Origin of the sequence: Achromobacter spanius (assembly GCF_002966795.1) — a bacterium.
GTDB lineage: Bacteria > Pseudomonadota > Gammaproteobacteria > Burkholderiales > Burkholderiaceae_B > Achromobacter > Achromobacter spanius_D.
In genome coordinates this window covers 1,872,257-1,891,960 of sequence record NZ_CP023270.1, presented here as the reverse complement: position 1 = coordinate 1,891,960, position 19,704 = coordinate 1,872,257, and the positions used below count along the sequence as shown (strand labels likewise).

The 19,704-nt window shown below is 66.7% G+C and carries 20 protein-coding genes; 6 read left to right on the top strand and 14 right to left on the bottom strand.

Annotated features, from left to right (window positions below; all coding sequences use genetic code 11):
• Positions 1-25: 25 nt before the first annotated feature.
• On the bottom strand, positions 26-1,594 hold the full coding sequence (locus CLM73_RS08540) for an amidase (protein WP_234015830.1): 1,569 nt from the start codon (positions 1,592-1,594) through the stop codon (positions 26-28).
• Positions 1,595-1,674: 80 nt separating this feature from the next.
• Positions 1,675-3,060, bottom strand: coding sequence for a DNA recombination protein RmuC (gene rmuC / locus CLM73_RS08535; protein ID WP_105241428.1), 1,386 nt, complete (start codon positions 3,058-3,060; stop codon positions 1,675-1,677).
• Positions 3,061-3,192: 132 nt separating this feature from the next.
• Here rmuC and CLM73_RS08530 point away from each other — a divergent pair, with 132 nt between their 5' ends.
• Entirely contained in the window at positions 3,193-3,909 is a 717-nt protein-coding gene (locus tag CLM73_RS08530) for a PhoP regulatory network YrbL family protein (protein ID WP_105238077.1), read from the top strand.
• Here the strand turns inward: CLM73_RS08530 and CLM73_RS08525 are convergent.
• The 9 genes from CLM73_RS08525 to CLM73_RS08485 form a co-directional block, all read right to left on the bottom strand.
• The gene (locus CLM73_RS08525; protein ID WP_105238076.1) at positions 3,906-4,652 is read right to left on the bottom strand and encodes a DNA-3-methyladenine glycosylase; all 747 of its coding nucleotides are present in this window, start codon (positions 4,650-4,652) and stop codon (positions 3,906-3,908) included. The two genes, CLM73_RS08530 and CLM73_RS08525, sit on opposite strands and share 4 nt — an antisense overlap.
• Positions 4,621-4,977, bottom strand: a complete 357-nt coding sequence (locus tag CLM73_RS08520; protein WP_105238075.1) for an arsenate reductase — start codon at positions 4,975-4,977, stop codon at positions 4,621-4,623. Before CLM73_RS08520 ends, CLM73_RS08525 begins: the two co-directional genes overlap by 32 nt.
• Complete coding sequence (locus tag CLM73_RS08515; RefSeq protein WP_056567137.1) at positions 4,974-5,783, bottom strand: ABC transporter permease subunit; 810 nt, start codon at positions 5,781-5,783, stop codon at positions 4,974-4,976. The genes CLM73_RS08520 and CLM73_RS08515 overlap by 4 nt, the downstream gene beginning before the upstream one ends.
• Positions 5,780-6,691, bottom strand: a complete 912-nt coding sequence (locus CLM73_RS08510) for an ABC transporter permease subunit (protein WP_105238074.1) — start codon at positions 6,689-6,691, stop codon at positions 5,780-5,782. Before CLM73_RS08510 ends, CLM73_RS08515 begins: the two co-directional genes overlap by 4 nt.
• The gene (locus tag CLM73_RS08505; protein WP_105238073.1) at positions 6,688-7,812 is read right to left on the bottom strand and encodes an ABC transporter ATP-binding protein; all 1,125 of its coding nucleotides are present in this window, start codon (positions 7,810-7,812) and stop codon (positions 6,688-6,690) included. Before CLM73_RS08505 ends, CLM73_RS08510 begins: the two co-directional genes overlap by 4 nt.
• A 5-nt stretch (positions 7,813-7,817) precedes the next feature.
• A complete protein-coding gene (locus CLM73_RS08500; RefSeq protein ID WP_105238072.1) occupies positions 7,818-8,921 on the bottom strand; it encodes a polyamine ABC transporter substrate-binding protein in 1,104 nt (367 codons plus the stop codon).
• Between the two features lie 144 nt (positions 8,922-9,065).
• Entirely contained in the window at positions 9,066-9,797 is a 732-nt protein-coding gene (locus CLM73_RS08495) for a 3-deoxy-D-manno-octulosonic acid kinase (protein WP_105238071.1), read from the bottom strand.
• A complete protein-coding gene (locus CLM73_RS08490) occupies positions 9,787-10,209 on the bottom strand; it encodes a group II truncated hemoglobin (protein WP_082578979.1) in 423 nt (140 codons plus the stop codon). Before CLM73_RS08490 ends, CLM73_RS08495 begins: the two co-directional genes overlap by 11 nt.
• Positions 10,209-12,740 (bottom strand): ABC transporter permease, encoded by a 2,532-nt coding sequence (locus tag CLM73_RS08485; protein WP_105238070.1) that lies wholly within the window; start codon positions 12,738-12,740, stop codon positions 10,209-10,211. Before CLM73_RS08485 ends, CLM73_RS08490 begins: the two co-directional genes overlap by 1 nt.
• Before the next feature lie 102 nt (positions 12,741-12,842).
• On the opposite strand from CLM73_RS08485, the gene CLM73_RS08480 reads away from it, so the two are divergent.
• The 3 genes from CLM73_RS08480 to CLM73_RS08470 all read left to right on the top strand — a co-directional run bounded on the left by CLM73_RS08480 (position 12,843) and on the right by CLM73_RS08470 (position 15,734).
• Positions 12,843-13,817 carry a TRAP transporter substrate-binding protein gene (locus CLM73_RS08480; protein ID WP_105238069.1) on the top strand — a complete coding sequence of 325 codons (975 nt, stop codon included), beginning with the start codon at positions 12,843-12,845 and terminating at the stop codon, positions 13,815-13,817.
• A 102-nt stretch (positions 13,818-13,919) separates the two neighbouring features.
• On the top strand, positions 13,920-14,420 hold the full coding sequence (locus CLM73_RS08475) for a TRAP transporter small permease (RefSeq protein WP_056567167.1): 501 nt from the start codon (positions 13,920-13,922) through the stop codon (positions 14,418-14,420).
• A gap of 36 nt (positions 14,421-14,456) precedes the next feature.
• Positions 14,457-15,734, top strand: coding sequence for a TRAP transporter large permease (locus CLM73_RS08470; protein ID WP_105238068.1), 1,278 nt, complete (start codon positions 14,457-14,459; stop codon positions 15,732-15,734).
• Positions 15,735-15,859: 125 nt separating this feature from the next.
• On the opposite strand, the gene CLM73_RS08465 is transcribed toward CLM73_RS08470, so the two are convergent.
• Positions 15,860-16,150, bottom strand: coding sequence for a DUF3579 domain-containing protein (locus CLM73_RS08465; RefSeq protein ID WP_013392635.1), 291 nt, complete (start codon positions 16,148-16,150; stop codon positions 15,860-15,862).
• A gap of 179 nt (positions 16,151-16,329) precedes the next feature.
• Between CLM73_RS08465 and CLM73_RS08460 the strand changes: the two genes are divergently transcribed.
• Positions 16,330-17,511, top strand: a complete 1,182-nt coding sequence (locus tag CLM73_RS08460; RefSeq protein ID WP_105238067.1) for an aspartate aminotransferase family protein — start codon at positions 16,330-16,332, stop codon at positions 17,509-17,511.
• Between the two features lie 56 nt (positions 17,512-17,567).
• Positions 17,568-18,509, top strand: coding sequence for an ornithine carbamoyltransferase (argF, locus tag CLM73_RS08455; RefSeq protein WP_105241427.1), 942 nt, complete (start codon positions 17,568-17,570; stop codon positions 18,507-18,509).
• Between the two features lie 90 nt (positions 18,510-18,599).
• On the opposite strand, the gene CLM73_RS08450 is transcribed toward argF, so the two are convergent.
• The gene (locus tag CLM73_RS08450) at positions 18,600-19,160 is read right to left on the bottom strand and encodes a DUF4286 family protein (protein ID WP_105238066.1); all 561 of its coding nucleotides are present in this window, start codon (positions 19,158-19,160) and stop codon (positions 18,600-18,602) included.
• A gap of 11 nt (positions 19,161-19,171) precedes the next feature.
• The gene (locus CLM73_RS08445) at positions 19,172-19,702 is read right to left on the bottom strand and encodes a carboxymuconolactone decarboxylase family protein (RefSeq protein WP_105238065.1); all 531 of its coding nucleotides are present in this window, start codon (positions 19,700-19,702) and stop codon (positions 19,172-19,174) included.
• Positions 19,703-19,704 lie beyond the last annotated feature (2 nt).

Genomic DNA, 19,704 nt, shown 5'->3' with positions numbered 1-19,704 from the left:
TGCGGCGCGGGTTGCCCCGCGCGCGCTACCCGGCCATGGGCGCGGTCAGCGGCCAGGGCCGCAGCGCTTCGACCTGTGCCGCCAGTTCCAGCAACTGGGCTTCGGCGCCAAGCGGCCCCATCACCTGAATGCCGATGGGCAGCCCGTCCGCGGACTTGCCAAAGGGGATGGAAATGGCCGGCATGCCGGTCAGGTTGGCCAGCGGGGCGAACGGCGAATAGCCGATGACGCCCTTCTTGCCCAGACGGTAGGCCAGATAATCGGCGTTGTCCATGGCGTAGCGGCCGATGGGCGCGGGCGGCAACGCCAGCACCGGGCAGAGGAACAGGTCATAGCCCTGCGCGCCGTCCCGATGCAGGAACCGTCCGATGCGGCGGGTGATCTCGTGGCAGGTGTCGATGCACGCCACATACTGTGCGCCGGAAATCGCGCGGGCGTACTCGCGGGCGCCCAGCGTGGTGGGCTGCAGCTCGTCCGCAGCCAGGCGCCTGCCGCGCGCGGCCACGAAGCTGTCGATGGCATTGGCGGCCGCGCTGGCGATCAGCGGCAGCATCGGCGACAGGACCTCCTCGGAGCCGACGGGCGGCGCGGCCTGAACCAATTCATGCCCCAGCGACGCGAAGAACTTGGCCGCCTCGTCCAGCGTGGCGGCGACATCCGGATGAATGGCCTCGCCCTCATAGGTGGTGTTGATGAAGGCAATGCGCCGGCGCGGCGCCGAACGCGGATCGGCGGCAACCCGGGCCACCACCCCGCGATAGGATTCCGCGGGCGGGACGGGCGCGGCATAAGGCGCGCCCACGTCGGCGCCCGCGCTGATGTCCAGCGCCGCCGCGCAGTCGCGCACGGACAGGGTCATCATGTGCTCGGTGGCCAGGCCGCCCCAGCCCTCCCCTTTTAGCGGGCCCAGCGGCATCAGGCCGCGCGAAGGTTTGAGGCCCAGCACGCCGCAGCACGACGCGGGGATGCGGATCGAGCCGCCGCCATCGCTGCCATGCGCGATGCGCACCATGCCGCTGGCCAGCGCCGCCCCGGCGCCGCCGCTGGAGCCGCCCGCGCTGTGGCCCTTTTTCCATGGGTTCTGCGTGGCGGGACCATAGACGGGCGACTCCGTCGTGGGGCTCAGGCCCAATTCGGCGCTGGTGGTGCGGCCGAACGGGATCAGCCCGGCACGGCGGTAACGTTTGACGATGTCGGCATCGAGGTTCCACTGGACCTGACCGTACAGCACGGACCCCATCGCGCTCGGCAGGCCGATGGCCGCCGTGGCCAGGTCCTTGAGCAGGGTCGGCACGCCCAGGAACGGCCGATCGCGCAGCAGCGCCAGGCGCTGTTCGGACGGCAGCGACGCCAGTTCGTCGTCCAGCGCCTGCGCCAGCCGCAGACCGGCTTCAGCCTGCACGCCGCAAGCGGCATTGATGGACGGATTGCGCGCTGCGACGCGCTCGACCGCCTGCTGCATGGCAGTCAGCGCGGTGGTGGCGCCTTGGGCGATATCGGCGCCCAGCGCCGTCGCGTCGAGAGAAGAGGAATCATGGCGTTCGGCGATGCTCATGCTGACGATGCTCCAGGTATCGACGGCGAAGTGCCGCATGCATGAGGATATCGGCTGCGCGTGAGGTCAACAAGCGCACCTCGCGGCGGGCCATGCCGCGAGGTTCCGAAAAGCCCGGATCAGACGGCGCCGGCGGACGGCGCCCGGGATTCCTCGGCGTCGTCGTCCTCGGGATCCGCAGCATCGGCCGATGCCCCGCCGAGCAGGCGCAGGGCGTCGGCTTCCGGCAGCGCCTCCACCCCCTTCAGGTTGCGCAGCATGGCGCGGGTGCGCACCTCGGTCTGGCCGATCTTGTTGCTGGCGGTGTCCAGGGTCTTTTTGACGCTGGCCAGCGATTCGCCGAACTTGCCGAACTCCGTCTTGACCGCCCGCAGCACCTGCCACACCTCGGAGGAACGCTGTTCGATCGCCAGCGTGCGAAATCCCATTTGCAAGCTGTTCAGCAGCGCGGCCAGATTGCTCGGGCCCGCCACGTTGACGCGCAAGTCGTGCAGCTTGTCCAGCAGGCCCGGGCGGCGCAGCACCTCCGCATACAGGCTTTCCGTGGGCAGGAACATGATGGCGAAGTCGGTCGTGTGCGGCGGCGCGATGTACTTGCCGGCAATCAGCCGCGCCTGCACTTCGACCGCACGCCCCAGCGCGGCGCCGGCGGCCTTGACGCCTTCGGCGTCGGCTGCGTCCTGCGCGTCCATGAGGCGTTCGTATTCTTCCTTGGGGAATTTGGCGTCGATCGGCAGCCAGACCGGATCGCCGCCGTCGCCCCGCCCCGGCAGCCGGATGGCAAATTCGACGGCCGCGTCGCTGCCCGGCACCGGCTTGACGTTGCTGGCGTACTGATCCGGCGTCATGTTGTCTTCGATCAGGCGCGCCAGTTGCACTTCGCCCCACGTGCCGCGGGACTTCACGTTCGTCAGCACGCGTTTGAGGTCGCCAACCCCGGCCGCCAGCGCCTGCATTTCGCCCAGCCCCTTGTGCACGGCTTCCAGGCGGTCCGACACCAGCTTGAAGGACTCGCCCAGCCGCTGCTCCAGCGTGGCGTGGAGCTTTTCGTCCACGGTGCGGCGCATTTCGTCGAGCTTGGCGCTGTTGTCGGATTGCAGCGATTGCAGGCGCTGATCCACCGTGGCGCGCACTTCCATGAGGCGGCGCTCGTTGATCTGGATAAGTCCCTGCAATTGTTCCGAGAAGCCCGCGGCAAAGCGCGACAGCGATTCGGCGGACTCGGCGCGGGCGGCCTGCGCATCGCGTGACAGGCCCGCGCGCAGGTCGCCGTGCGATTGCGACAGTTCCTGCCGCAGCGCGCGTGTGGATTCGGAAAATTCGCTGCGCAGGCCCCGCTGGCCTTCGGCGATGTCGGCGCGCAGCGCGCGCTCGGTGCGTTCCAGCCCCTCCAGCAAGGCGTCCAGGCGGGCATCGGAAGCGGACGGACGCAACCATGCCAGCACGGCCGCCACAAAAGCGAGCACGGCGCCGCCCGCGGCGACCCAAAGCAGAATGTCGTTCAAGAAAGGCATCTCCAAAGGGCGAATTGTAGGTCTCATTGCGCCCCCCTTTCCAGCCAACACGCGGCGGGCGCAAAGACGCGGGGCAGGCGCAAAGACGCGGGGCGAGCAACCGGATTAAACTGGACCATCTGAATGGATCCCAGCGCTTCTTTGAACTCCGCCGACCGCTCTGCCTCCACGCCTGCCGTCTCATTCCAGTCCGTCTTCGGACCGTTGAACCTGGATTCGGCAACGCCGCTCGCCACGGGCGGTGACCGGCACATTTTCCAGCACCCGCATTCCCCGGCCCTGCTCGTCAAGGTCATGGACATGCGCGCGCGGGCGATCTACCTGGAAGCGCGGCCGTTCAAGCGCTGGTACAAGCAGTATCAGCGCGAAAGCGCCTACCGCGTGTACCTGAACGAAATCTCGGAATACGTCACCACCACGACGCGCCCGTCCGGCGTGTGGCAGGTGCCCATGGCGCGCATCGTCGGGGTCGCGCAGACCTCGCTGGGTCTGGGCCTCGTGGTCGAAAAGATCACCGACGAGGCCGGCAACATGGCGCCCACCGTGACCGATCTGGCCATGAAAGGACTGTTCGACGATGCGCTGAAGGCGCAGCTGGATGAGTTCTTCGATGACCTGGCCGATGCGCACGTCGTGGTGCACGACATGTCGACCAGCAACATCGCGGTCGGCCTGAACGCCGACGGCAAGAAGGGGCTGTACCTGATCGACGGCTTCGGCGTACTGCCGCTGATCCCGCTGTATGCGTGGAGCAAGCGCCTGAACCGCCGCCGCCTGCAAACCAAGTACGCCGAGCTGCGCGAATCCCTGGCCCGGCGCGTGCGCGAAGCCGGTTTCTAACCGCCGGCCGGCGCCTCCGGCAGCACGATGCCCTGCCGGTCCACCCACACGTAATCCTGTCCCGCGCGCTGCCCGCGACGCAGCGGGTTGCGCGTGCAGAACGCGGCATAGGCCGGGTCCACGAAGCGGTAGCTCAGGTGTTCGTCGCGCCCCGCCGGAATGCCCAGGCGCGTGGTGCAGATGAGATACGGCGGCGACTCGCCCACGTCTTGCACATACAAGGCGTCGGGATCGAAACGGCGGGCGTCCCACTCGGGCACTTTCAGGCCCAGCGACCGGCACAGCAGCGTCTGGCCCGCGCAGAGCGCGCCCAGCGCCCGGGGCCGGCCTTGCGCATCGGGATTCAGTTCGCGCATCCGTTCCAGCGCCTCGGGGCCGGACAGCGCGTCGGTCCATGGATAGGCCGATTTGATCAGCACCGCATTGCCGGGACCGCCCGCACTGAAGTTGAGCGAATCGCCCCCGCGGGCGTAGTACATGTAGATGGTGCCGCCGTCCATGAACAGGGCGCGGCGTTTGTGGGTGTACCCCAGCGAGGCATGGCTGCCCCGCTCTTCCAGGTAATAGGCCTCGGTCTCGATGATGCGGGCCGACAGCCACAGGCCGCCGACCCGGTGGCGGATCACCTTGCCGGGCAACTCGCGCGCCAGCTGGGCCGCGTCGCGGTCGAAGAAGGCGTCCGGCAGGGCGCGCCCGGCCCCGCCGCGGGCCTCAGGCGAAACGTTCGCCGTAGCGCTTTTCACTGAAACCAACACTCACCTCGCCATCCGGCGTGACGGTGACCGGACGGCGCACCAGGGCCGGATATTCGGCAATCAGCTTGGTCCACTGGGCATCGGTGTGAGCGGTCTTGCGGTCGTCGGGCAGGTTGCGCCACGTCATGGAGGCGCGGTTGACCAGCTTTTCCCAACCGCCGACCTGCTCGGACCAGGACTTGAGCGTCGCGGCCGGCACCGGATCGTCGCGGTAGTCGACGAAGGCGTGGTCGACGCCATGCTCGGTCAGCCAGTCGCGCGCCTTCACGCAGGTGCTGCACTTGGTCAGGCCATACAGGGTGGTTTGCGTCATTTGGATTCGGACTCCTTGCGCCATTGCATGCGGTTGGCGAGGATCACGCACGTGCCCACCGCCAGGATGAACAGGGTGGCCAGCGCGTTGATCTCGGGCTTGAGGCCCAGGCGCACCCGCGAGAAAACTTCCATGGGCAGCGTGCTGGAGCCGGGGCCGGACAGGAACGACGCGATGACGACATCGTCCAGCGACAGCGTGAAGGACAGCAGCCAGGCCGACGCCAGCGCCGGCGCAATCAGCGGCAGCGTGATCTTGAAGAACACGGTGATCGGCGTGGCGCCCAGATCCAGCGCGGCTTCTTCCAGCGAGCGGTCCAGATCGCGGATGCGGGTCTGGATGACGACGGCCACGAACGCCATGCACAGCGTCACGTGCCCCACCCAGATCGTGAACATGCCGTTCTGCTCGGGCCAGCCCAGCGCGCCGCGCACCTCGACGAACATCAGCAGCAGCGAGATGCCCAGCACGACCTCGGGAATCACCAGCGGCGCGCTCAGCATGCCGACGTACAGCGCAAAGCCGCGGAAACGGCCCATGCGTCCCAGCACGTAGCCCGCCCAGGTGCCGATGACGACCGCCGCGGTGGCCGTCAGCACTGCGATGCGGAACGACAGCCAGGCGGCACGCAACAGCGCGTCGTCGTTGACCAGCGAGTGATACCAGCGGAACGAAAACCCGGTCCACGACGTGACCGAGGGCGACTCGTTGAACGAAAACACCATCAGGCTGAGGATGGGCACGTACAGAAAGAAGTAGCCCAGCCCCAGCACCACGGCGCGCAGCGTCTTGTTCGGACCGTTCATTTGCGGTCTCCGTTCTGCTGCTTGACCTGGCTGTACTGGAAGTACACCAGCGGCACGAGCAGCAGCAATACCATCACGCACGTCACGGCCGACGCCATCGGCCAGTCGGCGTTGTTGAAGAATTCATTCCACATCACGCGGCCAATCATCAGCGTGTTGGCGCCACCCAGCATTTCTGGAATCACGTATTCACCCACGGCCGGAATGAACACGAGCATCGCGCCCGCGATCACGCCCTGGCGCGACATCGGCACCGTGATCTGCCAGAACGCCTGCCAGGGCCGGGCGCCCAGGTCATAAGCGGCTTCAAGCAGGCGCAGGTCCATCTTCACCAGCGTCGCGTACAGCGGCAGGATGAAGAACGGCAGGTAGGCATAGACCATGCCGATATACACGGCCAGATCGGTGCGGTAGATCTCGAGCGGACTGGAGATCAGGCCCAATCCCTGCAGCAGGTTGTTGAGCAGCCCGTCGTTGCGCAGGATGCCCACCCAGGCATACACGCGCAGCAGCAGCGACGTCCAGAACGGCAGGATCACCGCCAGCAGCAGCAGGTTGCGCACGCGCGCCGACGACCGGGCGATGTAGTACGCGATCGGATAGCCCATCAGCACGCAGACCAGCGTGGTGATGCCGGCGATCTTCACCGAGCTGAGGTACGTGCGGAAATACTGGTTTTCCGTGAACAGCAGGATGTAGCCGCGCAGGTGCAGGCTGAACTGGATCGCCTCGTCCTGGAACTGCGCCAGCGACGTGTACGGCGGAATGCCGAATTTCATTTCGGCAAAGCTGATCTTCAGCACCAGGAGGAACGGCAGCAGCAGGAACAGCACCAGCCAGGCGAACGGCGGCACCACCGCCAGGGCTCTGCCCGACGGGAGCCAGTCGCGGGGCGAAAAGCGGATCATGACGCCAGCACCGTCGCGCTGTCGGCGTCCCAGCTCACGAAGATTTCTTCGTCGATGCCCGGCGCGTCCATCTGGGCCAGCATGCGGCTGGGCACGCTGGCCTCGACCGTCTTGCCGGAGTCCAGGCGTATCTGATAGAGGGCGTAGCTGCCCATCCAGGCCATGTGGCTGACCATGCCGTGGGCCCAGTTGTATTCGCCATCCGGTTGTTCACGCGAGACCAGCAGGCGCTCGGGCCGGATGGAGACGTGCACTTCCATGCCCAGGGGTTCGCTGACCCCGTGGTTCACGAAGAGCGGACGGGTCAGCTCGTCGCATTCGATGGCCACGTGATCGGGCTCGTCGACGACGATGGTGCCGGTGAACATGTTGGTCGACCCGATGAAGCTGGCGACGAAGCGCGAGTTCGGGAAGGCATACACGTCCTGCGGCGTGCCGCACTGGACGATCTGACCTTCGGTCATGACGGCCAGGCGGTGCGCCATGGTCATGGCCTCTTCCTGGTCGTGGGTGACCATGATGCAGGTCACGCCGACCTGCTCCAGGATCTTCACGAGCTCGATCTGCGTCTTCTGGCGGATCTGCTTGTCCAGCGCCGACATGGGCTCGTCAAGCAAAAGCAGCTTGGGACGCTTGACCAGGCTGCGCGCCAGCGCCACGCGCTGCTGCTGCCCGCCCGAAAGCTGGTTGGGCTTGCGGCGCGAATAGCCCGCCATCTGCACCAGGTCCAGCGCCTCGAAAACACGGTCATGGATTTCCGCGCGGTCCACGCCTTCCTGCTTGAGGCCGAAGGCCACGTTGGCCTCGACCGTCATGTGCGGGAACAGCGCGTACGACTGGAACATCATGTTCACGGGCCGGCGGTACGGCGGCACGCTGGTGATGTCTTCGCCGTCCAGCAGGATCTGACCCGAGGTGGTTTCCTCGAATCCGGCCAGCATGCGCAGCAACGTGGACTTGCCGCTGCCCGAGCTGCCCAGCAGCGCGAAGATTTCGTTTCGCTTGACGGACAGGTTGACCGAACGCACGGCCACCACGTCGCCAAAGATCTTTACAACATCGGAGACCCGGACGAACTCGTCCGGGTCCGCCTGCTGCGCCGAGTAACGGCTATCGTTCATGATGACTAATTTCCCAACTTCAGCTCGGACCACAACTTGTTCTGCAGCCGTGAAATGTTCAAGGGCAGCGCCTTGATCACGTACAGGGTCTTGGAGACCTCGGCGGGCGGGTAGATCATGGGATTTTCAGCCACATCCTTGTTCACGAACTGCCGCGCTTCCTTGTTGGCGTTCGGGTAGAACATGGTGTTGGTGATGGCCGCATGGACCTTCGGCGTTTCGATGTAGTTGATGAACGCCAGCGCCTCTTCGGGATGCGGCGCATCCTTGGGGATGACCATCAGGTCGAACCACGCCGGCGCGCCCCCCTTGGGAATGAAGTAGTTCACTTCATAGGGCTTCTTGGCATCCTGCGCGCGCTTGCGGGCGATCATGACGTCGCCGGAAAAGCCGTAGACCATGCACAGGTCGCCCACGGCCAGTTCGTCGATGTAGCCCGACGAGCTGAACTGGCGGATGTACGGACGGATTTTCTTCAGCACTTCCATCGCGGCCTGGTAGTCGGCGGCGTTGGTGCTGTTGGGGTCCTTGCCCAGGTACTTGAGCACGGCCGGGAACACCTGCGCGGCTTCGTCCAGCATCGAGATGCCGCATTCCTTGAGCTTGGCGGCGTTCTCGGGCTTGAAGATCATGTCCCAGTTGGCCAGGTCCACGTCGTCGCCCATGATCTGCTTGACCTTGGTGACGTTGTAGCCCAGGCCGTTGGTGCCGTAGCCCCACGGAATGGCGTGTTCGTTGCCGGGATCGACCGTGGCGACCAGCGCCATGACTTCGGGATCCAGGTACTTCCAGTTGGGGATCTTGGACTTGTCCAGCTTCTGGAACAGGCCTGCTTCGATCTGGCGCGAGGCGTAATGGGTGGACGGGACAACGACGTCGTAACCCGACTTGCCGGCCAGCAGCTTGGCCTGCAATGCGTCGTTGCTGTCGTAGACGTCATAGCGGACCTTGATGCCGGTTTCCTTTTCGAAACCCGGGATCGTGTCCGGGGCCGTGTATTCGGCCCAGTTGTAGACGTTGACGACCTTGTTTTGCGCCATCGCAGCCGACGTGGCCGCCGCGACCAGCACCGCGCCGAGCGCCCAGCGCATTCCCGCCTTAAGTTCCATTATGTCCAGCCCCCTTGCTCTATGCCGTTTATGACAGGAGTACCAAAAGGCGAAATGATAAAGCCATTTTGCGATGACCTGCCCAACTTTGGGGGGTAATTGGCGCAATTGCTCCCATGGCTGCCGCGGCGGGCGGACCGGCGGTCAGGGCTGGATTCCGATGCCCCAGGCAGTCCAGTAACTGTCGCGCATGCGCATCCAGAAACGGTCGCCGGCCTCGCCGGCCACCTTGCGCAGCGACCGGCGCAGGCGGTCGAGATTGGCCTGGCGCTGCCGCTCCGACAGCCCGCCCTGCGTGCCGCGGTCAAAGTCGATGAGCCAGACCCGGCCGTCGTTGCCGATAAGGATGTTGAACGCGTTCAGATCGGCATGCCAGACGCCCGCCCGGTGCATGCGCACGATGGCATCGGCCACCGGCTGCCACAGAGGTTCGGAAAGCGCCTGCGCCAAGGGGCGCACGCCGGGAATGCGCTCGACCACGATGGCGGCGCGGTAGATCGGACCCTGGCGCCAGTAGGCGGCCGCCAGCGGCGCCGGCACCGGCAGCCCTTGCGCGCGCAGGGCGGCCAGCAGCCGGTACTCGCGAAAACTGCGTGTGCGCGACTCGCCGTTCCAGAGATACGCGTCGCGGCTGATGCGGGCGATCATGCCGCCGCGGCGGTAGCGCCGCAGCACGCCCTGCCAGCCCTGCCCCTCCACGAACCACGCGGCCTGGCGTCCGCCTGCGTCAACCAGCCGGGCCCGTTCGCCATAGTGCGCGGGGTTGAAGACTTCGGGGCCCGCGTCCGCAAGGCGCCGCGCGTCGCTGAGCATGGCGCCGGCCAGCGGACCATCCCAGGCGGAGCGCCGCGCGCCGGATTGATCGTCAGCCTTCACGGTTGCGCATCCAGTCGGCCACGCCGTAGAACGATTCGAGCAGGCGCTCGACCAGGACGGGCTCGATGCCCTCGTCTTCCATTGCCCGGCCGATACAGGTCACCCATTGGTCGCGCTCGACCTCGCCGATGGAAAACGGCAGGTGGCGCGCCCGCAGGCGGGGATGGCCGAAGCGTTCGATGTAGTGGTCCGGCCCGCCGAAATAGCCGCACAGGAACCAGAAGAGCTTGTCGCGCGCCTCGTCCAGGCTGGGGCCGTGGGCGGCGCGCAGTTCCTTGAGGTCGGGCTCCATGTCCATCAGGTCATAGAAGCGGTCGACGAGGGCGCGCACGCCGGCTTCGCCGCCAAGAAGGTCAAACATGGTGCGGGAATTTTCCACGGGTTCTGTGATGGTGTGGACGCGGGACGTCATCAGGTTTCTCGGAGGGTGACGAGCGGCGGCGTGCGCAGGACGCCGCGCAGGGCAAGCGCGCCGCCCGCCCACGCCCCCAGCATGCCGGCGCCGATGCCGGCCAGCCACGGCCAGAGGCTGAGGGTAATGGTGAAGTCGAACACCTGGGTTGATAAAGCCCAAGCGATGGCGGTCGCGCCAGCCGCCGCCAGCAAGCCTGCCAAGCCGCCCACGGCCCAGAGCTCGATGCGCTGCGAACGGGCAAGCTGACGGCGTGTGGCGCCCAGCGCGCGCAGCACCGCCGCCTCGCGCATGCGCTCGTCGCGCGTCGCGGTCAGCGCCGCGGACAGCACCAGCACGCCGGCGGCCAGGGTGAACAGGAACAGCAGTTGCACCGCGCGGCCCACTTCATTCAGCACGGACTGCAACTGCTGCAGGATGGCGCCCACGTCGAACACCGTCAGGTTCGGAAACTCCCGCACCAGGGCGGGCAGCACCGCCGCCTTGTCGGGCGGCAGGTAGAAGGATGTGATCCAGCTCTGGGGCATGTCGGCCAGTGCGGCGGGGGTCAGGATGGCGAAAAAATTGACGCGCATCGTATCCCAATCCACCCGGCGGATGCTCGACACTGCCACCTCGACCTGCTGGCCGGCCACGTCGAACGTCATCTTGTCGCCCAATCCGATGCGCAGCGACTGCGCCAGCCCCGCCTCCAGCGAGACCTCGGCCGAGCCCGGCGTCAGCCAGCGGCCCTGTTCGATGCGGTTGGACGACGGCATCTCGTCGCCATAGGACAGGTTGAATTCGCGGTCCACCAGGCGCTTGGCGCGCGGTTCTTCGTAGTCGTCCGGCCCCACCGGCTTGCCGTTGACGGCAATCAGTCGGCCTCTGACCATCGGCGACAGCGTGATGCGGCCCAGGCCTTCGCGCGTCAGCGCATCGGTCACGGCCTGGCGCTGGTCCGGCTGCACGTTGATCAGGAAACGGTTGGGCGCGTCCGGCGGCATCGTGCGCTGCCAGCCCTGGATCAGATCGGTACGCGTCATGGTCAATAGCAGCAGCGCCATCAAGCCGACCGCCAGCGCGCAGACCTGAGTGATCGTGGCCGCCCGGCGGCGCACCACCCCCGCCAGCGCAAAGCGCAGCGCGGGCAGTCCGGCGGCCAGACGGCGCACGCGCGCCAGGCCCAGGATGCACAGCCAGGCGACCAGCGCGAACACGCCAAAGGCGCCCAGAAAGCCTCCGGCCACCACGCCGCCCAGCTTGGCGTCGCCCGCGAACCACCAGATCAGGAGCGCAAAGCCCGCCGCGCCCAGCACGTAGCCGAAGGCGCTGCGCGCGCTGATCGTATCCGCGTCGCGCCGCAGGACGCGGGCGGGCGGCACGTGGCGCAGCTGCGCCAGCGCCGGCAGCGCAAAGCCTAGAAGCAGCAGCAATCCGGTCAGAAGGCCTTGCAGCGCCGGAATGGCCGACGGCGCGGGCAACGTCGTGTCGATCAGCGAGCCCAGCAGCATGACCAGCACCTGATGCACGCCGAATCCCAGCAGGCAGCCCGCGGCGGACGAGAACAGTCCGACCAATGTGAATTCCAGCGTCAGCATGCGGGAAACCTGCGATTGCACCGCGCCCAGGCAGCGCATGACCGCGATGCCATCACGATGGCGCGTCATGTAGCGCCCCGCCGCCAGCGCCACGGCCACGGCCGAGATCAGCACGGCCAGCAGCGCAACCAGCGACAGGAAGCGCTGCGCGCGGTCCAGCGTGCGGCGCACTTCCGGGCGGCCCGATTCCAGGGTGGCGATCTTCTGGCCGCGCTTCAGATTCTGGTTCAGCCAGGTGGAATACCCGGCCACGGCGTCGGGCTGGCCGGCGACCAGCATGGCATAGCCGATGCGGCTGCCCGGGGCGATGAGGCCGGTGGCCGGCAGGTCGCTGGCGCGCAGCAGCACGCGCGGGGCGACGTTGACAAACTGCATGCCCTTGTCTGGCTCATAGGTGATGACGCGGTCGATGCGCATGTGGGCGTCGCCCACATTCAGCGTATCGCCCACCTTCAAATTCAGCAGCGCCAGCAACTGCGCGTCGACCCACACCGTGCCTTCGGGCGGCACGTCGCGCGTGGCCGCGTCGGGCGCGAACGGCGCATCCGCCACCCGCAAGGCCCCGCGCAGCGGATAGCCCGGCTCCACCGCTTTCAGCGCCGCCAGCTGCGCGCCGTCCCCGGCGCCCACCATGGACGGAAATTGCCACGTGCCGGAAACCGTCAGACCGCGCTCGCGCGCCTGATCCTTGAACGCGGCGGGCACGGGCTCGTCGGCATCCAGCACCAGATCGGCGCCCAGCATCTGGCCGGCGTCGCGTTCCAGCGCGCGGCCGACCCGGTCGGCCAGAAAGCCCACGCTGGTGACGGCGGCGACCGCCACGACCAGCGCCAGGACCAGCAGGCGCAGTTCACCGGCGCGCGCGTCGCGCATCATCATCCGGGCGCCCAGGCGCAAGGTGGACCAGAAACCAGGGCGCTTGGCCTGTGACATATCAGGGAAATCCATCATTCGTCTATGTTAACTAAGCGCCTGTAGGGCGTCCGAATCCCGATATCATCCCGGGGCGGGAGGCAAAGCCGCCCATAAAGATAACCAATTCCGGAGAAGACAATGCGTAAAACCTGGCTTGCGGCCACGATTCTGGCCGCCTGCGCGGCCGCCACCTCGCTGCCCTCGGCGGCGCAGACCACCCTGAAGATGGCCTACGCCCTGTCGACGTCGTCGCACTACGGCGCCGGCGCCGACGCGATGGCCAAATCCATCGAAGGCTCCACCAACGGCAAGTTCAAGGTCCAGCAGTTCGCCAACAGCGCGCTGGGCGGCGAACGCGAAGTGATCGAAGGCCTGCAGATCGGCACCATCGACCTGGCGATCGTTTCGACCGGTGCAACCCTGAATTTTGTTCCCGAGACCGGCGTTTTCGACATCCCGTTCCTGCTGCGCGACCTGCCGCACGCCCGTGCCGTGCTCGACAGCAAGATCGGCCAGGACATGCTGGCCAAGTTCCCCAGCCGCGGCATCGTGGCGCTGGCGTGGGGCGAACAGGGCTTTCGCCACCTGACCAACAACGTGCGCCCGGTCAAGACCCCGGCGGACGCCAAGGGCCTGAAGATCCGCACCACCGAAAACCCGATCCACATCACGGCCTTCCGCCAGATCGGCATCCTGCCCACGCCGATGGCCTGGCCCGAAGTGGCCACCGCGCTGCAGCAGGGCACCATCGACGGCCAGGAAAACCCCTTGTCCGTGATCACGTCGGCCAAGCTGTCGCAGATGCAGAAGTACCTGTCGCTGACCGGCCACGTGTACGGCCCGGCCCTGGTGCTGATGTCCGCGAACGTCTATGAGGGCCTGTCGGCCGCCGACAAGGCCAACTTCGACAAGGCCGGCAAGGAATCGGCCCAGGCCATGCGCGCCTATGTCGACAACATCGAGAAGACGGGCGTCGAGCAACTCAAGAAGGAAGGCATGCAGGTGTCCGAAGTGGACCGCGCCGCCTTTGCCGCCGCCGTGGAACCGGCCTACCCCGAGTACTACAAGAAGTTCGACAAGAAGCTGATCGACTCGATCCGCGACACTAAGTAAGCCGGCACGGCCCCCATCGCGGGGCCGTTCGCCTGGCGGCGGGTCCGGCCTGCGCCGCGCGCCCGCCCCACTTTTCCGCGTTCATCGCCAACGGAATTCACCATGCGTTTGCTCTGCGCCTTCGACCGCGGCCTGTTCAAGCTGGTCTCGGCCCTCGCCCAACTCCTGCTGGTGGCCGCCGCGGCCGCCGCGTTCTATCAGGTCATCGCCCGGTTCGTGCTGCATTCGCCCGCCGACTGGAGCGAGGTCCTCACCCGCGCCCTCCTCATCTGGACCGTGCTGCTGGGCGTGGCCCTGGCCTTCCGCCACGGCGCCATGATCAGCGTCGAGCTGCTGCGCAACCTGCTGGGCGGCACGCGCCGCCGCGTGCTTGAGGCCATCATCGGCCTGATCTGCGCCGGCTTTCTCGGCTTTCTGGCCTGGATCGGCGGCAACATGACCTATCGCGTGCGTTTCCAGAACGTGCCGAGCCTGGATATCTCGATTTCCTGGATCTACCTGGCGATCCCCGTGGGCGCCACGCTGGCGGCCATTGCCGTGCTGGCCCGCTGGTGCGCCGGCGAAGAAGACGACGTGCCCGTGCGCAACGACGCGCAAGGCTGAGCCGCCCCCTATCGAACCTGAGCAGCAGAAATCGCCATGTCCCAATTAATGATTGTCTCGATGCTGATTTTCTTCGGGCTGTCCGTGCCGGTCGCCGTGTCGATCGGGCTGGCCAGCCTCGCGGGAGTCGGCGCGTCGGGCCTGCCCTGGCTGGTCGTCGCGCAGCAGTTGTTTGCCGCGCTGGACAAGTACCCGCTCGTGGCCATCCCGTTCTTCATCCTGGCCGGCAACCTGATGGAAGCCGGCGGCATCTCCGAACGCATGGTGGAATTCGCCAAGAGCGTGGTCGGCGGCATCCAGGGCGGCCTGGCCTGCACCTGCGTGCTGACCTGCATGATCTTCGCGGCGGTCGCGGGCTCCAGCGTGGCCACCACCTTTGCGGTCGGCGCGATCCTGATCCCCGCAATGATCCGGCACGGCTATCCGGCCCCGTTTGCGGCGTCATTGCAGGCCAGCGCGGCGGAACTCGGGGTCATCATCCCGCCGTCCATCCCGATGATCCTGTTTGCCGTGTCCACCGATACGTCCACCGGCGAACTCTTCATTGCCGGCGTCGTGCCGGGCATCCTGATCGGCGTTGCGCTGATGTTCTACGTCTGGCTCTACGCCAAGCGCAACAACCTGGGCAAGCGCGACGGCGAAGGCCGCCTGCCGCTGTGGCCCGCGTTCAAGCGCGCCTGGCTGGCGCTGCTGATGCCCGTCATCATCCTGGGCGGCATCTACGGCGGTGTCTTCACGCCGACCGAAGCGTCGGTCGTGGCCGTGATGTACGCCGTCTTCGTGGGCAAGTTCATCTACCGCCGCCTGACCTTCCGCCAGCTCTCGGACACGCTGCACAAGTCGGTGGTGTCCACCGCCGTCATCATGTTCGTGATCGCCAACGCGGGCATCTTCAGCTTCCTGCTCAACCGCGCCGGCATTCCCGATGCGCTGGGCACGTGGCTCGCCCAGATCTTCGACACCAAGTTCGGCTTCCTGATGGGCGTGAACGCCGCGCTGTTCGTCATCGGCATGTTCATCGAAACCTCGGCGTCGATCGTCGTGCTGGCCCCCTTGCTGCTGCCGGTGGCGCTGCAGTTCGGCGTGGACCCGGTGCACTTCGGCATCATCATGGTGGTCAACCTGGCGCTGGGCATGATCACGCCGCCGTTCGGGGTGAACCTGTTTGCCGCGTGCGCGGTGGCCAAGCTGCCGCTGGAGCGTTTGATCAAACCCCTGGTGCCCTTCGTCGGCGTGGTGATCCTGTGCCTGCTGGTCATCACCTACTGGCCGGGGCTGTCGCTGGGGTTGCGCGACCTGGTGTACGCGAAGTGATCCGCGCGTAGCCGCCGCGCGGGCAATCGTCCGTGCGGCGGGTAGCGCCCGGCCCGCCTAGCCGGCGTGCAGGGGTCACAGAATGAGAAAAGCGCCCGGTTGGGGCGCTTTTTCGTTCTGGGGGCCTAGATTTCGCGTTCTTCCGTCTTGAGGTTGTTGTCGCGGGCGAAATCCACCACGAACTTGTAGGCCAGCGGCTCCAGGTCGCGCAGGCGCAGGTCGACGACGATCCCGCGCACGCCATCGATCACGACGGGCAGCACATAAGGCGAATAAGTGAGGTGGTTACCAGCACAGCCGGCGGGCCGGAACTGTGCCATTACGCCGGCGAGCCGTTCGGCCCAATCGCTCGGGCGGAAGCGGCTACCGCTTTCGGTAACGCCATGAATTACGAATTGTCTGACGCGAGTTGCCATGTGTTCTTCACTGCGGGACGCCTTTCACGAAAGCCGGATCTTCGGCGTGATCAAACATGCGTGCCGCGCCGCGAATTGTATATGATTGATCCTTTGCCCTCTTTCGAACCGCGATTCTCCCCTGATTCGCCCTAGCAAGCGGGCATGCTGTCGATGCCATTCCCCCAGGAGGATCCGCGATGAGCTCGCCTCTGGCCAATATCTATGCCCGGCTGCCGGTATCGTTCACGCACGGCCAGGGTGTCTGGCTGTGGGACGCAAGCGGCCGCAAGTACCTGGATGCCCTGGCCGGCATCGGCGTCTCGTGCCTGGGCCATGCCCATCCGAAGCTGGTTGCCGCCATCGCCGAGCAGGCCGCCCGCGTCATCCATACCTCCAACATCTACGGCATCCCCCAGCAGACCGAGCTTGCCGCCCGGCTGACGGCGCTGTCCGGCATGCAGGAAGTCGCGTTCAACAACAGCGGCTCCGAGGCCAACGAAGCGGCCATCAAGCTCGCCCGCTACTACGCCTACCAGCGCGGCAACAAGCACGCCCACATCATCACCATGGATTCGTCCTGGCATGGCCGCACGCTGGCCACGCTGGCGGCCACCGGCAGCGACAAGGCGCGCAAGGGCTTCGAACCCCTGCCTAGCGGTTTCATCCAGGTGCCGTACAACAACCTGGAAGCGGTGCGCGCCGCTGGCGACGCCGAGCCGCGCACCACTGCCGTGCTGCTGGAAGTCCTGCAGGGCGAAGGCGGCATCCGCCCGTCCGACATCGCCTACCTGCAGGCGCTGCGCCAACTGTGCACCGAGCGCGGCTGGTTGCTGATGATCGACGAAGTCCAATCCGGCATTGGCCGCACCGGCAAGTGGTTCGCGCACCAGTGGGCCGACATCCGCCCCGACGTCATGACGCTGGCCAAGGGTCTGGCGGGCGGCGTGCCCATCGGCGCGATGCTGGCCGCGGGCCCGGCCGCGGGCGTCTTCACGCCGGGCAGCCACGGCACCACGTTCGGCGGCGGACCGCTCGTGTGCGCCGCGGGCCTCGCGGTGCTCGATGCGCTGGAATCCGAAAACCTGCTTGAAAACGCCCATGACGTGGGCGAATACCTGAAAGACCGCCTGGCCGGCGCGCTGGCCGGCACGCCCGGCGTGGCCGACATCCGCGGCCGCGGCCTCATGCTGGGCATCGAGCTGGCCCGCCCCTGCGGCGTCCTTGCGCTACGCGCCATGGAAGCAGGCCTGCTCATCAACGTCACGCGCGACCGCGTCATCCGCATGCTGCCGCCGCTGATCCTGACGCGCCAGGAGGCCGACCAGATCGTCGCCCTTCTGGTGCCGCTCATCCAACAGTTCCTGGCCGAAAAACCATAATCAACGTCCCTGCCGGGCCACGAGCCTGGCGGGGCCCAATGACCTGCGACATCAACATGACTCCTCCCACGACTCAAAACGGCCCGCTGCGGCACTTTCTGCAGTTCAAGGACTTCTCGTCCGCCGAGATCGCCTACGTGCTGGACCGCGCGCGCCTGATCAAGGAAAAGTTCAAACGCTATGAGCCCCACATGCCGCTGCACGACCGCACGCTGGCAATGGTGTTCGAAAAGGCCAGCACGCGCACCCGCGTGTCGTTCGAGGCCGGCATGTACCAGATGGGCGGCTCGGTCATCAACCTGACGTCCAACGATTCGCAGCTCGGCCGCTCCGAGCCCATCGAGGACACCGCGCGCGTGATCTCGCGCATGGTCGACATCGTCATGATCCGCACGTTCGAGCAGACCCGCATCGAGCGCTTCGCGTCGCATTCGCGCGTGCCCGTGATCAACGGCCTGACCAACGAATTCCACCCCTGCCAGATCCTGGCGGACATCTTCACCTACATCGAGCACCGCGGCCCCATCGCCGGCAAGACGGTCGCCTGGGTGGGCGATGCCAACAACATGGCTTACACCTGGCTGCACGCGGCCGAAATGCTGGGCTTCACGCTGCATGTGTCCACGCCGGCCGGCTACGAACTCGAAGCCTCCCGCATCGGCACGCCGTCCGACAAGGTGCTGCGCCAGTTCAAGGACCCGATGGAAGCCTGCAAGGGCGCGCACCTGGTCACTACCGACGTGTGGACCAGCATGGGCTACGAGGCCGAAAACGAAGAGCGCCGCGCGGCATTCGCCGACTGGTGCGTGGACGCCGAAATGATGGCCGCGGCTGACCCGAAGGCCGTCTTCATGCACTGCCTGCCCGCCCACCGCGGGGAGGAAGTCACCGGCGAAGTCATCGACGGACCGCAAAGCGTGGTCTGGGACGAAGCCGAGAACCGCCTGCACGTGCAGAAGGCGCTGATGGAATTCCTGCTGCTGGGTCAGGTCGACTAAACCCGTCCCGCACGCATGAAATGGGCCCGGACATCCTGCGATGTCCGGGCCCTTCTACTTTTTACTTTCTGCTTTCTAAAACGCTTGGCGCTACAGGATCTTTCTGAACATCGTGCGCCGCGTGTTGCGGAACGACGGCCGCACGCGGCTGCTCCAATCGGTTGCGCGCACGGCCAGCCACGGCGGGCTGCCAAAGGTTTCCTGCGTGTGCAGGTCGTAGCAGGCCAGGTAGCGCGGCGATTCATCGCGGCATTCCCAGCGCTGCGCGCGCACCGTGCCGGGCACCGACGCCAGCCCCGGCAGATGCTCCTGGTCATACCACGCGTTCAGGTCGGCCTCGGCTTCGGGCAGCACGTCGGTTTCGACGATGTAATGCCACGGCGACTCCTGCCCCGCCGACGCGCCGGGCAGGTCCAGCGTCAGGTGCAGCACCCGCGCATGCGCGCCGGGCGCCAGTTCGGCCAGGCGCGCCTGGATCTCCGGCAATGCACGGGCCCCGCGCACATATACGTAGGTGTCCTCGGCTTCCAGCGCGGCAAAGGCGCTGATCTTCACATCCGCCAGCCCGTCCGCGAGACGTCCAGCCAGATCCCGGGCGCGCGCCTCGTCAAACCGTTCGCCCAGCGACACCAGCAACATCGTTTCCTGCACAGCCCTCTCCTTCAATGTCCAACGCGCAAAGCGACCAGAAAGCGCGACACCATGTTGTACGCGCCGACCGTTGCCGTCAGTTCCACCAGTTGCGCATCATCGTAGCGCTCGCGCAGCGGCGCGAACACCGCGTCCGGCACCTCGATGTCGCGGGTCATGGCGTCCGTCAGCGCCAGCACCTCGGCTTCTCCGGGTTCCAGTCCCTGCACCTGATCCGGCGCGGGGTTGCCGCGCAGCACATCGATGACCGCCTGCGGCATGCCGCCCGCCAGCGCGTGCGGCACGTGCGCCTCGAACTCGTACGGCGCATTGTTCAACGTCGCCACGCGCAGGATGATCAGCTCGCGCAGCCGCGGCGCCAGCGACGTCTTCTGCCGGATCGCGGTCAGCATGGCTTCCCAGCCCTCGACCACCGCCGGACTGTTCAACAGCACCTGATACAACGGCGAGATGCGGCCGCGCGCGGCGGCGATGCGCGCCTCCAGCACGGCCAGTTCCGGGCGGGTGCCGGGCGCGACGGGTTCGATTCGGCGAGCGCTCATGC

Bases quoted from the DNA above. Each gene is read 5' to 3' on its own strand.
- CLM73_RS08540 (WP_234015830.1), bottom strand. From the start codon at position 1,594: ATGCGGCACTTCGCCGTCGATACCTGGAGCATCGTCAGCATGAGCATC.
- CLM73_RS08530 (WP_105238077.1), top strand. From the start codon at position 3,193: ATGGATCCCAGCGCTTCTTTGAACTCCGCCGACCGCTCTGCCTCCACG.
- CLM73_RS08520 (WP_105238075.1), bottom strand. From the start codon at position 4,977: ATGACGCAAACCACCCTGTATGGCCTGACCAAGTGCAGCACCTGCGTG.
- CLM73_RS08515 (WP_056567137.1), bottom strand. From the start codon at position 5,783: ATGAACGGTCCGAACAAGACGCTGCGCGCCGTGGTGCTGGGGCTGGGC.
- CLM73_RS08510 (WP_105238074.1), bottom strand. From the start codon at position 6,691: ATGATCCGCTTTTCGCCCCGCGACTGGCTCCCGTCGGGCAGAGCCCTG.
- CLM73_RS08505 (WP_105238073.1), bottom strand. From the start codon at position 7,812: ATGAACGATAGCCGTTACTCGGCGCAGCAGGCGGACCCGGACGAGTTC.
- CLM73_RS08500 (WP_105238072.1), bottom strand. From the start codon at position 8,921: ATGGAACTTAAGGCGGGAATGCGCTGGGCGCTCGGCGCGGTGCTGGTC.
- CLM73_RS08490 (WP_082578979.1), bottom strand. From the start codon at position 10,209: ATGACGTCCCGCGTCCACACCATCACAGAACCCGTGGAAAATTCCCGC.
- CLM73_RS08485 (WP_105238070.1), bottom strand. From the start codon at position 12,740: ATGATGGATTTCCCTGATATGTCACAGGCCAAGCGCCCTGGTTTCTGG.
- CLM73_RS08480 (WP_105238069.1), top strand. From the start codon at position 12,843: ATGCGTAAAACCTGGCTTGCGGCCACGATTCTGGCCGCCTGCGCGGCC.
- CLM73_RS08475 (WP_056567167.1), top strand. From the start codon at position 13,920: ATGCGTTTGCTCTGCGCCTTCGACCGCGGCCTGTTCAAGCTGGTCTCG.
- CLM73_RS08470 (WP_105238068.1), top strand. From the start codon at position 14,457: ATGTCCCAATTAATGATTGTCTCGATGCTGATTTTCTTCGGGCTGTCC.
- CLM73_RS08465 (WP_013392635.1), bottom strand. From the start codon at position 16,150: ATGGCAACTCGCGTCAGACAATTCGTAATTCATGGCGTTACCGAAAGC.
- CLM73_RS08460 (WP_105238067.1), top strand. From the start codon at position 16,330: ATGAGCTCGCCTCTGGCCAATATCTATGCCCGGCTGCCGGTATCGTTC.
- argF (WP_105241427.1), top strand. From the start codon at position 17,568: ATGACTCCTCCCACGACTCAAAACGGCCCGCTGCGGCACTTTCTGCAG.
- CLM73_RS08445 (WP_105238065.1), bottom strand. From the start codon at position 19,702: ATGAGCGCTCGCCGAATCGAACCCGTCGCGCCCGGCACCCGCCCGGAA.